This window comes from Microbacterium schleiferi, from assembly GCF_020781975.1.
Classification (GTDB): Bacteria; Actinomycetota; Actinomycetes; order Actinomycetales; family Microbacteriaceae; genus Microbacterium.
In genome coordinates this window covers 1-13,062 of sequence record NZ_JAJGNI010000018.1, presented here as the reverse complement: position 1 = coordinate 13,062, position 13,062 = coordinate 1, and the positions used below count along the sequence as shown (strand labels likewise).

Sequence of the window (13,062 nt, the reverse complement as noted above, 5' to 3'; positions counted from 1 at the left end):
CCGAGCTCTACCTCACCGCCTGACCACCACCCCCCAACAGGAAACAACGAAATGACACCACGCCACGGGACTTGACCTCATAACGGCCCAGATCGGCAAGCTCGAAGCAATTCAGCCCGGGAACAGTTCGATCAAGCTAAGAGGGACGTTGCGGATCGTGATGTTCACCGGCATGGCTTCAGGGTAGACACGCACGCATGCATTCCTCCCCCGCCTTGGTCTTGTTCTCTCGGATCCCCAACTCATCCGACCCGCGCGCTTGCTACTTCAGTAGCATCGAAGAATGGTGCATGTGAAAGTCAGCCTCAGCCTGAGCACCGACGACCTCGCGTTTCTCGACGACCAGACCCGAACCGGCGTCTATTCCAGTCGGTCCGCGGCGGTGCAAGACGCCGTGCGGGTGCTGCGCGAAGAACGACTCGCGGATGCCTACGCCGACGCCTTCGCCGAACCCGCCGACGACGCGTGGGATGCGGCATCCGGCGACGGACTTGCGCGGCCGTGACGGATCCTGTGCGCGCGTTGCGACGCGGTCACGTCGTGCTCGTCGATCTCGATCCAGCCGTCGGATCCGAAGCCGCGCGAACTCGCCCGGCCATCGTTGTCAGCAACGCGACAGCCAACCTCAGCGCCGCGCGCACCGGACACGGGGTGATCACGGTCGTGCCGGTGACCTCGAACGTCTCGAAGGTGCATCCGTTTCAGGTGCTTCTCTCGCCGGAAGAATCGGGACTCCCCCGGCCCAGCAAAGCCCAAGCAGAACAGGTGCGCGCAGTGTCGATTTCGCGTGTGAGCCGCGTCACTGGCCGCCTTACCGGCGAATCACTCGGCGCTCTCGACGACGCCCTGCGGCTTCACCTGTCTTTGTAACGGCGCTTAGCCCACCCAAAGGGTCGAGAGCACGAGCGCGGCGGGCGCGAGAGGGAGGGCCCAGCCGAGGAGCGCGTCGGTGCGGCATCCGTCTGTTCGTTCGAGGTCGCCTCGGGCGCGCCATCCGGTGACGACCCAGACGGATGCCGAGGCCGCCAGCACCAGCAGAGTCACGACGCGAACGGATGCCGCCACCTCGACACCCGCGAGGAGGGTCGTGATCTGCGCGAACGCGATGACACCCCACGTGCGACCGCGGATCCGAGGGCGAACGCGGGACCGCCGAAGCGGCCGGTCGCGGCGCGGTGGTCGTGGACGATGAGAAAGAGCGCTCCGGCGGCGCCCAGCGCGTAGATCGGGACGAGACTCGTGACCTCGGTGATGCCGTTCAGCTGCGCGACGAGAAAGGTGCCGACGCCCGCGAGTTGCGAGTACTCGATCCAGCGCCAGGTGTGGCGATCCGCTGCGGCATCCGTGGCGTGACGGCGGCGGACGACAGGGGCGAGCAGGAGGAGGCGCATCGCGGCGACGAAGAGCAGCAGTACGGCGATCGCTGCGCCCATCTGGATGCCGGGCCACAGGTCGGGCGTCGGCGTGACGACGATGATCATTCCGCCGTCGGCCGGTGCGATTCCGGGCGGGGTTAGGGTGAGCGTGATGAGCGGCGCGAAGCCCGACTGCAGGCTCGAGGCGACGAGGGCGACCACGGCGAGGATGACGGCCACGGCCGCGACGGCGAGGTCAGCGCGCGGCACGGGTGGGGTGTCGATCGGCGGCTCGGGGCGTGGGCGGGTGGGGTTGTTCATGCCACTCCCTTTCCGGGCCTGGGTGCACCGATGTCGGTCTTGTGTCGAGCTTAGGTCGGTGCGTTCGCGGGCGTCGGTTCCTCCCCAGGCGGCTCGGGAAATGACCTGTCCACAGGCTGTTTTCGGGTTGGACTCGGCCCGCGATGAATGTCGGAGGTCGGTGAGAGAGTGAGCGTATGAACATCCTCACGGCGATGCGCGAGCGGCTTGACCGGCTCGCAGTTTTCGCTGAGCTGGATGTCGAGCCTTCGAGCCTTCCGTCGGGCGCCGCTGCGCTCAGTGATGCGTCGGTGCTGGAGGTGCTGCGCGAGGTCACGGGAATCGCGAACGATGCGGAACGTTTGCAGTCGGTGGTCGCAGGCGTCGCTGCGCAGCGATCGAAGCGCGAGAACGGACATTCCGGGCTTGCCGCTACGCAGGGGCACGCGTCACCCGTTTCGCTTGTGCAGTCGATCACCGGCGGCACGCGCGCTGACGCACTGCGGCAGGTTCGTGTCGGGCAGTCGTTGCTCGATGGTGCGGACGCGGGTGCGGGTGGCGCCTCGGGTGCTGAGCCGGCACCGGCGACGGATGACTCCCCCGACGCGACCCGCGCGCCGTGGCACGCGCCGTTGCAGGCCGCCCTGTGGGCTGGGCGGTTGACGACGGCCCAGCACGATGCGATTCGCAGTGGTCTGGGTGAGCCCGAGGCTGAGGGTGTAGACCCGGCATCCGCCGTGCTCGCGTGGTCGGTCGCAGCCGAGACCCTCATCGATGAGGCGGTGGCTGGGGCGTCCGTTGAAGAGCTGCGGTCGCGGGCCCGGCAGTTGCGAGACATCCTCGACCCGGTCGGCGCCGAGAACCGGTTCCAGGAGCGGTATGAGAAGCGGTCGCTGCGCACATGGATCGACCAACACGGACAGCACCACGGCCACATCGTTTTCGACGATGAGATGGCGCTCTGGTTGCGGTCGACCTTCGCCGCCGCGCTGCGCCCCCGGCGGGGTGGCCCCCGGTTCATCTCGGATGCCGACCGCGCCGCAGCGAAGGAGCTCTCGGACGATCCGCGCAGCAACGAGCAACTCGAATACGACCTGTTCGTCGATCTCATCCGTGCCGGGGCACTCGCCAACGCCTCCGATGTCTTCGGGGCACGTCAACCCGGGGTACGCATCGTCATGGTCGGCGATGCCGAGGGGCCACGCGACCCGATCGGCCGGCTCATCAAGACCGGGCACGCCGAAGACGGCGGGGATGCCCTTCCTGGATCGGTCGTTGACCGCAACATCTGCATGAACGGAACCGTGACCGTCACCGTCGATTCCGGCGGCAACCCGCTCGATGTCGGACACGAGCAGCGCCTGTTCACGACGAAACAGAAGATCGCGCTGGCTGTTCGCGACGGCGGATGCGCCGGCGAAGGATGCCCCGTGCCGGCCTCATACTGCGAAGCACACCACATCGACCACGTCGCCACAGAGAACGGCCGTACCGACATCGACCGCGGCATACTGCTCTGTCGGTTCCACCACATGCAGCTCCACAACAACAGGTGGAAGATCATCCGCGACGGCCACGGCGCGTTCATTCTCGTGCCGCCCGCCGGTCATCTGGGCCCCGGCGGCGAACCGGCGACGCCACGTGCGCTGCGAACGAAAGCTCCCTGGGCATGGGCGTGGGATCCGCCGCCACCACCCGACAGACCACCCTGGCGGGAGGGAAGACCCCCGGCGAGTGGAGAGGTTGCGCTCGCCAGGCATACGGAGGCCACGCCAGCGGGGTGACAGGATGCTGCGCTCGCCGGGAATACAGATGCGGCGTCTGCCGGGCATACGGATGCGGCGTCTGCCGGGCATACGGATGCGGCGTCCGCCGGGCATACGGATGCGGCGTCCGCCGGGCATACGGATGCGGCGTCCGCCGGGCATACGGATGCAGCGTCCGCCGGGCATGCCGGATGCTGCGCTCGCCGGACGCTGCGCTCGCCGGGAACACACACACGGCGTCCGCGGGGTAGCCGAACGCCGCGGACGCCGGGCATACAGATACGGCGTCCGCCGAGCATACAGATGCTCCGCTCGCCGAGTAGCCACACGGCATCGAACGACGCGGAGGGATATCGAGACGGGGATGCGTGCCTTCCGAGCCGTGAAAGACCCGCTCAGCGCACCCGCACGGGAGCCGCGAACTGGGTGACGAAGCCAGGATGATCCATCGGCATCGCCAGCACCGAATCCGGCCGGCGCGCGGCAAGGTCCTCGAATCCTCGGTCAGCGAGAAGCCCATCGCGGATGCCGAGCAGCTCCGCCCGCCGCAATGGCCACGGCTCGTGCGCATTGGCTGCCCAGATCGTCCGCCCCAGGTGCCGCTCGTGAAAGCCCCACCGCGCAGTGAGGAAGCGCGACAGCTCGTCATCCGCAACCTCATCACCGACCCGCACACGCAGTCGCGTTCCCGGGCCGCGGGCCGCGCCATCCACCCGCCGGCGCCGAGAGCGGTAATCGACTGTATGGGCATCCTGCGCGTCGGCATCCATCGAATCGACGCGATGGCCGATGCTCGCCCACCGGTACGGCAGCCCGAACAGCGCATTCGCCGTCAGCACCGGGATGAGGTGCTCAGCCTCAAGCGTCAGGAACACCACCCCACGCCGACCCTCGTCGTCGATGCCGTACGTGCGGACGTTGATCTCATTGAACGTTCCGAGAAAGGGCACCGGCGGGGCGGGCAGGAACTGGAAGTTCGACAGGACGAAGGGAACAAGTCCGATCCAGCCCGACCCGTCGAACACGTCCGGGCGCACGCCCGGCGGAAGCAGCGGCGCCAAGCGCGCGGCATCCGCCCGCCAGTGCAGAAAGAGCGCCCGCGACCAGCGCTGCGCGATGACCGCCCGGCCCGGCAGCGGCGGGGCATCGTGAGAGAAGGCCATGCCCCCATTCTCCAGCCACGCCGCATCCCGAGGACCGCGAGATGACGTGTGGTGGCGATGGGCATCGGCATAGACATCGTCAGCGCGACGTCCGACCGGCACTGACGATGCTCGGTCAGGCCTCAGCCGCAGACTGGTCGGCGTCCACCGCCTGCGCCGCGGGAGCATCTTCGACCGGTTGGGATGCAGTCACCACCATCTCGCGCAACGCGATGATCCACAACGCGCGCCATCCGGGTGACTGCATCCACTCCCCGGCATCGCGTGCGAGGTCCCCCATGTTCTTCTTGCCGAGCACCCGCGCACCTGCCAGCTGCGCGAGGGAGGAAACTTTCTTGTCGCCGGCTCGCACCTCCTGCTGGGCCGAATCGACAACCTCGACCCCGCCGGGGTATTTCTCCTTCGTCTGCCAGAGACGGAGCTGACGGCCCTCTGCGTCGAGGTGAAGCGTGAGCGTCCCGCCGTTCTTGGCATTCCTGCTCACCGCCTTCACACCCGGCAGCACCACCGGGGACACCGGCTGCGGCGAGCTGGCCGCAGCCGCGAAGGCGTTCGCCGCAGAGTCCACAGAGTCAGAGCACAGTGCATCGATGGTGTAGCGAAGGAGCTGCTCCACTCCAGCAGAGACTCTCGCCGACATCGTCGTGACCGATGCCCGCGGCGAACGCATCGCTTTCGTTCGTGCCGCCTCGTCCTCCTCGGACAGCTTGCGGGCCTTCCAAAGCGCTCCGTTCCGATCTCTCGACCAGGTTCGACGGCCGACCGTGTACCGAAGCTCCGTGATCTCGAAGTGCGGCAAGTTCCGTCCCGCCTGCGTCTGCGGCAAGTGGGGTCGAAGCAGCAGATCCTCCCCCTCACTTCCCTCCGTCACCTCAGACGGTCTCAGCGTGACGGTCATTCCCCGTGATGTGTCCACACTCAGCGGCAGCTTCCATTCCACCTTGAGCAAAGGCTCCACTGTGGCGAACGGGATGAACCACAGCCCGGGAGGCACGGTCGCCTCCCGATCGATGAGCGGCGTGTCGTCGCCGCTTCGCTGCACCACCACATCAACCATCGATGCGACCGAACCTGATGTGTTCGCGACCACGACCCCCAGGTGGCCTCCTTCGGTCTCTGCGATCCATCCCACGATGTTCGCCGCGCGATCGCGCTCTTCCTTGCGCGGTTGCCACGACACTGCGAGAAAGACCGTCGCCGCGAGAACCGCAGCGTTCAAGATCGGTCCGAGCAGCCCGCCGAAGGTGTCACCGACCGGCCCGGTCAGTAGCGGCCACGCGACCCCGTCCGCGGAGGCGCCAAAGGCCATCATGACGGCGAGCACGACAGACCACGCAAGAACTCCGATGAGCGCAACCGCGGCGACCGCGACCAGAATGATCCGCATCATGACCCCTGCTCGCTCTCTCGCGACGCTGAGGCATCCGCCCTCGGAACGAGCGCAAGGGCGCCGATCAGCTCGTCGGCCAGAAGCATGATGCGCTCCCCCTCCCACTGATCCACGAGACCACTCGACACGAGTCCCTTCCTGCACAGGTTGGATGCGCCACCCTTGCGTGGGAACAGGCCCTGACCCGTTCCTGCCAAGAAGTATTGGGCGCCGTCGATGTCGAAGTAGAGCGACTGTCGCGGATACCCGGATATCGCGGGCTGCGGGATCCCCAGCCGCGCCAACGCGGCCGCGCGATCGGGCCGTTTCAGCTCGTCCGCCAGGCGTTTGACGGCATCCTGCACGGCCGAGCTGGTATCGCTCGACTGCTTGGCGACAAAGGGAGCATTGCGCCAGATCATGGTGAGCAGACGGTCCAGCGCTCCCGCGTCTACGGCGTCTTGCACCGCGTCGCGCAGGTGGAGGTACGCGGCTCGGTTGCGCGCCTCCTCCGATGGGTCACGACGCAGCAGATCGGCCTTGAAGCCTGAGCCCGCATCGGACGCAACCGCAAGCCCTCGGTCGACGATGACGCGACCGAGCTGCTCATACAGCGTGCTCTCTGCATCGGTCAGATCCTTGACCCTGCGGCTCGGCAGGCGTGCATCGAGGATCTCCTCCATGGCCAGGTTGAAGCGGCGACGCGTTGCGGAGACGAAGTCCTCGATGAGCGCTCTGACCCGCCTGTCATCCACCGTTCGCCCGATGTCCGCGAGCACCTGCGCAAGCTGTGCATAAGAGATCGGCGTCCACTCGTCGTCATGGGGGCTATGACCGTCCGGCGTCAAGTAGAGGTAGAGGCGGCGTGCACCCGGCAGCGACTCGAGCAGTTCCGCATAGAAGTCGGTCTGCATCCGCTCCGTGGCACCGGCGGGGTGCTCGCGGGACATGGTCTTGTTCTCTATCGCCAGCACCGCGTCGTCAGCCGTCAGAACGATGTCGACATTGCGCCACTCAGCACGCACCGACACGTTGTGGAGCGGCGCCGCCTCCATCCCCGCCCACGCGAACAGAGCTTGCGCAACCACACTCCCAAGCCCGTGGTCTTTGGAGGGATTGAGCAGCCAACACAGGAACCGGCTGTATCGGATCTCTCCGGCTTCGTCACCGTACTCGAGGATGTCCCAGAAGGTCGTCGCCGATGCCTCGATCGCACCAGCGACCTCCGGGGTGGCGGCAAGCTCACGAACGAGGTCGGCAAGGGTCATCTGATCCGTGTGCATCACAGTCACTCCACAGGTCCGTAGACATCAACGTGCTGGGAGAGCGGGTTCGCGCAGCCGGGGGCGTGCACCTGGGCAAGCCGCACGAGCGAAAGCGCGTAGTGCCGCCCGCACAGAGTGTCAGCGTGAACGTGCGCGTCATCGCCGGCGCCGTGAGAGGTCATGATGCGGTGAGTCGGGGCCGCGGTGCAGACCGTCTCGTCCCAGGAACAACCACGGGGGCGATCGGCATCCGACTCGCTCTCGATGAAGACGCCGTCATCCTGCTTGACTCGCGTGTTCACTTCTCCTCCTTCGCGAGCGCATCGCGGAAGATCGCCTCCGCCCTCGCGATGCCCACGTCGATCTGTTCGTCGGTGAGCGTCACGTGCTCGTCGAGCCACTCTCCCCACTCGGCCTCGAACCGGGCGCGGCGCCGATTCCGCACCGTTCGCCTTCCTGATTCGTGCGCAGAGAAGGTCACGGTCGCGCCGTCGTTGTCCACCTTCGCTTCCAGCAGCGTGTAAGCCGTCGGGACCACGATCGCGGCATCCGTGCCGATCACGTGGATCGCGAGCCACTCCCCGACCGAGGTCGCGTCGTCTGCGTCGCGAGCCGCCGGCGACATGTCACTCACCTGAGGTGCCTGCACCGCAGTGCCGGCGACCTGCGGGTGGCGATCGATCTCGGCATCCGCGACCAACTCGCTCCACAGCAGCACCTTGGTCGCCCAGCACGACAACACCTCGGATCCCGACATGTTCGTCCACACGATGGGCTCGATCTCGTCGATCGAGTGGAGCGCGTCGCCCCCGTCCCGCGCGAAGCTGACGCGTTGCGCCATCCACTCCTGCCGGTCGAACTCGGTGGACATGAGGATCGGGCGGTACGGGACCGCACCGTCGGGAAGGATGTCTCGCAGGAATGCTCCGGTGCTGACGAACCTGCTTTCGAAGGCCGGCATCCGCGTCACATCCGCGAATTCGACCGACACCTGAGTTCCGGCGAGAGCACTCGTGAACCACCGGCGCAGGTCACCGCGGGTCCACAAGCTCCTCAGACTGACCTCGTGCGTCGAATACGCGACGATTCCCCACTCCGCCCGCCCGACCATGGATTCAAGATCGTCACCGGCCCACCGGCTCTGGCGCCCGTGATCTCGGCCCTCGGCATCCCGCGACTGGATCTCCCACACCCAGTCGTCGACGGCCCCCTCCCCCTCGAGCTCCCGGGTGAAGGGGTGTTGCAGGCGCTCGGCGAACACCGGTGGCTCACCGGAGACGATCATCGACTCCATCCGGCGCAGACCGAAGTGGGGATGCTCCGTGCCCGGATCATCCTCGAACGGGTCGAAACAGTACGCGTTCGCGATGACGTAATCGCACGGCGACCCGTCCCTCGCCAGACCGCGGACGCGCCACCCCCAGTAGCCGGCGAAGTCGCCGCCGACGTCGCTTCCATCGAAGAACTCGAAGTCGGTGGGCCGCAGCGCGGCACGATATGGCGGCGCGTAGTCGTCGGACATGAAGTCCGTGATCGGGAAAGTCATCCCCACATCAACCTCCCGGAGACTCGTGCTTCGAGTCAATCAACGCCGCCTCACGCCGAGTGTGTATCGAGCCGTCCGGGATCGTTCGGGAACGGTGCATCGGGACGGAGCGGTCGTGGCCACGACTAGCCTCGACAGCCGAGCGGGGTATAAGAGGGGCGGTGCCGATGGCGACCGGATCGGCGGCGCAGGTGGACCACTACCGCGTGCTCGGCGTCGACCGTTCCGCGACGGATGCCGACATCCGCCGTGCCTTCCGCGGCAGAGCCCGCGGGATCCACCCTGATGTGAACACCGGGATCGATACTGCCGGACGCTTCCAGGAGCTCGAGTACGCATACTCGGTGCTCATCGATCCGGAGTCGCGACGATGTCACGATGAGGAGTTGAGCCGCCGCGACATCCCCGATCCGCCGGCCGATGTGTCGGCCCCATCTCCGCCGCGACCCTCCTCAGCACAAGCGCGCACCGCCCATCCGCAACCGGAACCAGTCCGTCCCACATCGAAGAGCCGACCGGATCAGCCCCCGCGTGGGAAGCGGCGAGTGCGGCGCCGCGGGCGCGCCCTGCTGGGTGCCGCTGTGGCCGTGCTCGTCGCCATGGCGATCCTCCTCCCGTCGTTCTCGACATCGGCACCGACCGAAGAGGTCGCCGCCATCGCTGTGCCGACACCGGCCGACTCCCCCGTCGGCACAGACCTCTACGCGTCCTGCGCGGAGGTATGGGATGCCTTGGGGCGCCCGATCCTCTCGACGGATGTCGGGTTCTCGCCGTCGTTCGACGCGGATGCCGACGCCATCGGCTGCGAGGACGACCCGCGCACCGCGGGCGTCAACGAGGCATCCGTCGATTGGCGCGCCGTCTGGGAGTCGGCCGCGGAGTCGACTACAGCCTTCGCGGGTGCCGCATCCGATGCGCTCCGCGACATCGCGGCCTCACTCGCCCCCGCAACCGAACAGCTTCTCGATGACCTTCGGCAGCACCTGGGGTCGTGGCGGGATCAGGATGCCGCCACGACGGACGGCACCAGCGAGTAGCGGAACCAGTTCCACACCCAAGTGCGGTGCGTGCCCGCATTCTGTGCGACAGCGTCTTGCCGAACGAAGCCGAACAGCGTCGGAGGAGTTCGGTACGCTCTCGATCAAGGCCCGAGGGGGTCGGCAGTCGAGGGTCCGGGGGGACAACCGTGCATATCGAGGAACACCCTGAGCACGTCAGGGTGATGGACCGTCTCGTCGCGGAACTTCAGCTCTTGAGACTGAATGCCGGCGACGTGAGCTACACGCAGATCTCGGACCGGGTCCGCGATCTGCGCCAGAGCCGCGGCGAAACGGGATCGACAGCTTTCGTCGGGCGCACCACGATCTACGACGCGTTCCAGCCGGGCAGGCACAGAATCAATCCGGACCTCATCGCTGATATCGTCACCGTGCTGGGCGAGGATGCCGAAGGTGCCGCGAGGTGGCGAGAGTACTGCATCCGGGCCCGCGCCGACGAGACCCGGCGACGGCGCGCTGATACTGCTGCGTTGGCATCCGCAGCGGACGAAAACGGCGTGCCACCCGGCGCTCAAACAGCAGCCCCGGCTCTCGCCGCGCGTCCGTCGCCTCGACCCGCGGATGGCGACCGGGACAACTGGTTCGCCCGGACTCTCGGTGCACGCGGCGCGACCCTCACTCTGCTGACCCTCATCGTGATCTGCTGCGCGTTGGTCAATGTGAGCGGATCGCGACTCGCCGTGACGTTCGCGCTACCTCTCTACCTCGACATGATCGGCACCGCGATCGCCGCGATCGCGCTCGGACCGTGGTTCGGTGTCGCGGTGGCGATCCTGAGCCATTCGCTCGGGGCCCTCGCGCTCTGGGAATGGCAGGGCCTGCCGTTCATGATCGTCAACATCGTCGGCGCCCTCATCTGGGGTTACGGCGTGCGATCGTGGCGGTTGGGCACGACCCCGCTGCGATACTTCCTGCTCAGCATCATCGTCGCGATCAGCTGCACAATCGTCGCGACGCCGATCATCATTCTCGTGTGGGGCGGGGCATCCATCAACGAGGGCGCCCAAGGAATCGCGGCGAACCTGCTCGCCCTCGGGCAGGGAGTGATCGGCGCCGTGCTCTCGGCCAACATCCTCACCTCGATCATGGACAAGCTCATCGCCGGATTCATCGCCATCTCCGTGCTCCCCTATGTCCTCGCCGCGCTTCCTGCTCATGCCCGCGGGGTCGAAGTGATCCCCTCGACGATGCAGGCGAGATTCCCGAAGGTCTTCGCGCCCGTCCCCGACACAGCCGACGCCTGCCGCTGACCGCGCACGCCCCGGTGTGAGCAGGAAGTGGAAGCCGTCGGGAAAGGAGATGCGTGATCGGGCTACCCGACCGGCTCCAGCTCGAGCAGCCTACCGGGACCGATGTCCACGACCACCGAGTCGGCGGGCGTCACACCGTCGGGCGCGGCGATCCGAAAAGTCGTCGGCCCCAGGTCCGCCGTGCACACCGGCCCACCCTCGCTCCGGAGCTCGATGCTGAACTGGCCGGGAGCTGTCATGTCCAGCGACACCGGAGCATTCGGGCATGAACTGCTGCCCCAGGTGATCACGAACCAGTCCTCGCCGTTGTCTGCCCATACGACCGCCGGCTTCGGGTCCAGCCCGTCGAACTCGACGCTCGACGCCTCAGGCGGTAGGTCCCGGAGTTTCTCGGAGTAGAACGTGCCGCATCCGGTGAGCAACACCGCTCCCGCAAGCAGACCCGCGGCCACTGCCGCCACCCGATGCCCCATTGACCAATACTCTCGCCTCGCCACGCCCCCTACCCGAGCGACATCCGCGAACCGCCGCGCTCCCCTCCGGCGCCGTCCGCGGACTCACCCGCGCGGGAGGAAATCCGCCGACAGTGATCCCCCGTCGCCGGTCGCGGTCGTGGTCATCACCTCGGGGCCGCACACGACCTCGAGTCGTCCCGTCCACGCTTCGGGCGCGAGTTCCGAGGGGTCAGGAGCGTATGTGACCCCTCCCGCGGTGATCGACACCGCCGAGGCCATCTGCGCCTGATCCTGGGCGACGAGGTCGTACGCGGATGCCGACGCCGCAGCCCACGCACCGGTCTCGACGCCGTCGTGGGAGATCGTCTGGACGAACGATGAACCATCGGTCGACCCTGTCATGACGTACTCGGACGATCGAGCCGTGATCACATAGGTGCCGTCACGGTTCCAGTCCAGCCACAGCTCGCCTGTGACGTGCACCTCGGCCCCCGGGATCTCGGCGCGCATCATCTCCCCCAGAGCCGCGGCCCATGACTCGTTGTCCATGACCCACCGGCCGACGGGGCAGGTGCCGGCAGCGCCGAGCTGTGATGAGGACGCGGAGCCCTCCCCCGAACTCGCCGCGCCCTCACCTGCCCCGGAACCGTCCGAGCCGCCCGCGCCGGCGCCATCGATCGCGAGCAACGTATCGGTCGGCGAGGGTGTCGGCGCACTGCTGCCGTCACACGCGCTCGCGAGAGCGGCGATGCTGAGCAGCGCAATGGCGGTGCCGGCAGCTCGCGCGGCACCTGTGACACCTCTGGCACCTGCCCCGAGCATCACGGCGTCGCGACCACGCTGACGTTGAGCGCGCCGTCAGAGGACAGATCCCAAATCAGGCTCACCGTCCACGTGCCGTTGTCCCACGTCGATTGCGCATAGTCGCCAGCGGTCATCTCATAGGTCTGGGCGAATCCGGCGCTCTCCAGAGCGCCGACGACACTGTCCAGCGTCGTCTCGTCGACACCGGTGTACGTGAGGTTCCAGGCTCCCGCCATCGCCACCGATGACTCGAGGGCGCCGGTCGACGGCAGCGGGACCTCGCCGGGGAAATCGTCGGGCACTTCGGTTCCCGCCGTGATCGTCATCTCGCCGTCTTCGCTCTCGACGGTCACGCTCCCGTCACCGTCGCTGTCGATCGAGACGCCGGTCTGATCCTCGATGAACTGCTCGATCGGGTTCGTGCACGAGGAGAGCACGAGAGATGCGGCGAACAGGGTCGCGACAGTGGCTGTGGCTGCGAGTGCGCGGCTGCGACGGAACATGGAGATCTCCTTAGACCAGTCAGGGACCCACCCAGCATCGAGTGGCTTCCCCCTCACTGCAATGAGTAAGAACTACTCACAGGCCGGGGCGCGGCGCCGACGCCAGCCGCGTCACAGCAGCAGCACCGCCTGCCGGGACCGGTTCGCCTAGGTGTGATGTCCAGGGACGTTGTTGCGTGAATCGCGTGTGATCTGGTGACGGGTGAAGGCCTCCCGTTGCGAGAGTGG

Annotated in this window: 15 protein-coding genes; 5 read left to right on the top strand and 10 right to left on the bottom strand. The window is 67.2% G+C overall.

Annotated features, from left to right (window positions below; all coding sequences use genetic code 11):
• The first annotated feature begins 283 nt into the window (after window positions 1-283).
• On the top strand, window positions 284-505 hold the full coding sequence (locus tag LL236_RS14525) for a ribbon-helix-helix domain-containing protein (RefSeq protein WP_228179546.1): 222 nt from the start codon (window positions 284-286) through the stop codon (window positions 503-505).
• Window positions 502-870, top strand: coding sequence for a type II toxin-antitoxin system PemK/MazF family toxin (locus LL236_RS14520; RefSeq protein ID WP_228179545.1), 369 nt, complete (start codon window positions 502-504; stop codon window positions 868-870). Before LL236_RS14525 ends, LL236_RS14520 begins: the two co-directional genes overlap by 4 nt.
• A gap of 6 nt (window positions 871-876) precedes the next feature.
• Here the strand turns inward: LL236_RS14520 and LL236_RS14515 are convergent, their stop codons facing one another.
• Window positions 877-1,065, bottom strand: a complete 189-nt coding sequence (locus LL236_RS14515; RefSeq protein ID WP_228179544.1) for a hypothetical protein — start codon at window positions 1,063-1,065, stop codon at window positions 877-879.
• Window positions 1,041-1,676 (bottom strand): hypothetical protein, encoded by a 636-nt coding sequence (locus LL236_RS14510; protein WP_228179543.1) that lies wholly within the window; start codon window positions 1,674-1,676, stop codon window positions 1,041-1,043. Before LL236_RS14510 ends, LL236_RS14515 begins: the two co-directional genes overlap by 25 nt.
• Window positions 1,677-1,852: 176 nt before the next feature.
• On the opposite strand from LL236_RS14510, the gene LL236_RS14505 reads away from it, so the two are divergent.
• A complete protein-coding gene (locus LL236_RS14505) occupies window positions 1,853-3,439 on the top strand; it encodes an HNH endonuclease signature motif containing protein (RefSeq protein WP_228179542.1) in 1,587 nt (528 codons plus the stop codon).
• Window positions 3,440-3,816: 377 nt separating this feature from the next.
• Here the strand turns inward: LL236_RS14505 and LL236_RS14500 are convergent, their stop codons facing one another.
• From LL236_RS14500 to LL236_RS14480, 5 genes are all read right to left on the bottom strand, one after another.
• Entirely contained in the window at window positions 3,817-4,584 is a 768-nt protein-coding gene (locus LL236_RS14500) for a YqjF family protein (protein WP_228179541.1), read from the bottom strand.
• A 115-nt stretch (window positions 4,585-4,699) separates the two neighbouring features.
• Window positions 4,700-5,974 (bottom strand): hypothetical protein, encoded by a 1,275-nt coding sequence (locus LL236_RS14495; protein WP_228179540.1) that lies wholly within the window; start codon window positions 5,972-5,974, stop codon window positions 4,700-4,702.
• Window positions 5,971-7,236, bottom strand: coding sequence for a PDDEXK-like family protein (locus tag LL236_RS14490; protein WP_228179539.1), 1,266 nt, complete (start codon window positions 7,234-7,236; stop codon window positions 5,971-5,973). Before LL236_RS14490 ends, LL236_RS14495 begins: the two co-directional genes overlap by 4 nt.
• A gap of 5 nt (window positions 7,237-7,241) precedes the next feature.
• Window positions 7,242-7,520 (bottom strand): hypothetical protein, encoded by a 279-nt coding sequence (locus tag LL236_RS14485; RefSeq protein ID WP_228179538.1) that lies wholly within the window; start codon window positions 7,518-7,520, stop codon window positions 7,242-7,244.
• The gene (locus LL236_RS14480) at window positions 7,517-8,764 is read right to left on the bottom strand and encodes a hypothetical protein (protein WP_228179537.1); all 1,248 of its coding nucleotides are present in this window, start codon (window positions 8,762-8,764) and stop codon (window positions 7,517-7,519) included. The genes LL236_RS14485 and LL236_RS14480 overlap by 4 nt, the downstream gene beginning before the upstream one ends.
• A 167-nt stretch (window positions 8,765-8,931) precedes the next feature.
• Between LL236_RS14480 and LL236_RS14475 the strand changes: the two genes are divergently transcribed.
• Window positions 8,932-9,801, top strand: coding sequence for an excalibur calcium-binding domain-containing protein (locus LL236_RS14475; RefSeq protein WP_228179536.1), 870 nt, complete (start codon window positions 8,932-8,934; stop codon window positions 9,799-9,801).
• Between the two features lie 182 nt (window positions 9,802-9,983).
• Window positions 9,984-11,072 (top strand): ECF transporter S component, encoded by a 1,089-nt coding sequence (locus tag LL236_RS14470; protein ID WP_228179535.1) that lies wholly within the window; start codon window positions 9,984-9,986, stop codon window positions 11,070-11,072.
• A gap of 62 nt (window positions 11,073-11,134) precedes the next feature.
• Here the strand turns inward: LL236_RS14470 and LL236_RS14465 are convergent, their stop codons facing one another.
• The 3 genes from LL236_RS14465 to LL236_RS14455 all read right to left on the bottom strand — a co-directional run bounded on the left by LL236_RS14465 (window position 11,135) and on the right by LL236_RS14455 (window position 12,834).
• On the bottom strand, window positions 11,135-11,545 hold the full coding sequence (locus LL236_RS14465; protein WP_228179534.1) for a hypothetical protein: 411 nt from the start codon (window positions 11,543-11,545) through the stop codon (window positions 11,135-11,137).
• An 84-nt stretch (window positions 11,546-11,629) separates the two neighbouring features.
• Entirely contained in the window at window positions 11,630-12,352 is a 723-nt protein-coding gene (locus LL236_RS14460; protein ID WP_228179533.1) for a hypothetical protein, read from the bottom strand.
• Window positions 12,349-12,834, bottom strand: a complete 486-nt coding sequence (locus tag LL236_RS14455) for a hypothetical protein (RefSeq protein WP_228179532.1) — start codon at window positions 12,832-12,834, stop codon at window positions 12,349-12,351. The genes LL236_RS14460 and LL236_RS14455 overlap by 4 nt, the downstream gene beginning before the upstream one ends.
• Between the last annotated feature and the right edge of the window lie 228 nt (window positions 12,835-13,062).

Bases quoted from the DNA above. Each gene is read 5' to 3' on its own strand.
- LL236_RS14525 (WP_228179546.1), top strand. From the start codon at position 284: ATGGTGCATGTGAAAGTCAGCCTCAGCCTGAGCACCGACGACCTCGCG.
- LL236_RS14510 (WP_228179543.1), bottom strand. From the start codon at position 1,676: ATGAACAACCCCACCCGCCCACGCCCCGAGCCGCCGATCGACACCCCA.
- LL236_RS14505 (WP_228179542.1), top strand. From the start codon at position 1,853: ATGAACATCCTCACGGCGATGCGCGAGCGGCTTGACCGGCTCGCAGTT.
- LL236_RS14500 (WP_228179541.1), bottom strand. From the start codon at position 4,584: ATGGCCTTCTCTCACGATGCCCCGCCGCTGCCGGGCCGGGCGGTCATC.
- LL236_RS14495 (WP_228179540.1), bottom strand. From the start codon at position 5,974: ATGATGCGGATCATTCTGGTCGCGGTCGCCGCGGTTGCGCTCATCGGA.
- LL236_RS14490 (WP_228179539.1), bottom strand. From the start codon at position 7,236: ATGCACACGGATCAGATGACCCTTGCCGACCTCGTTCGTGAGCTTGCC.
- LL236_RS14480 (WP_228179537.1), bottom strand. From the start codon at position 8,764: ATGACTTTCCCGATCACGGACTTCATGTCCGACGACTACGCGCCGCCA.
- LL236_RS14475 (WP_228179536.1), top strand. From the start codon at position 8,932: ATGGCGACCGGATCGGCGGCGCAGGTGGACCACTACCGCGTGCTCGGC.
- LL236_RS14465 (WP_228179534.1), bottom strand. From the start codon at position 11,545: ATGGGGCATCGGGTGGCGGCAGTGGCCGCGGGTCTGCTTGCGGGAGCG.
- LL236_RS14455 (WP_228179532.1), bottom strand. From the start codon at position 12,834: ATGTTCCGTCGCAGCCGCGCACTCGCAGCCACAGCCACTGTCGCGACC.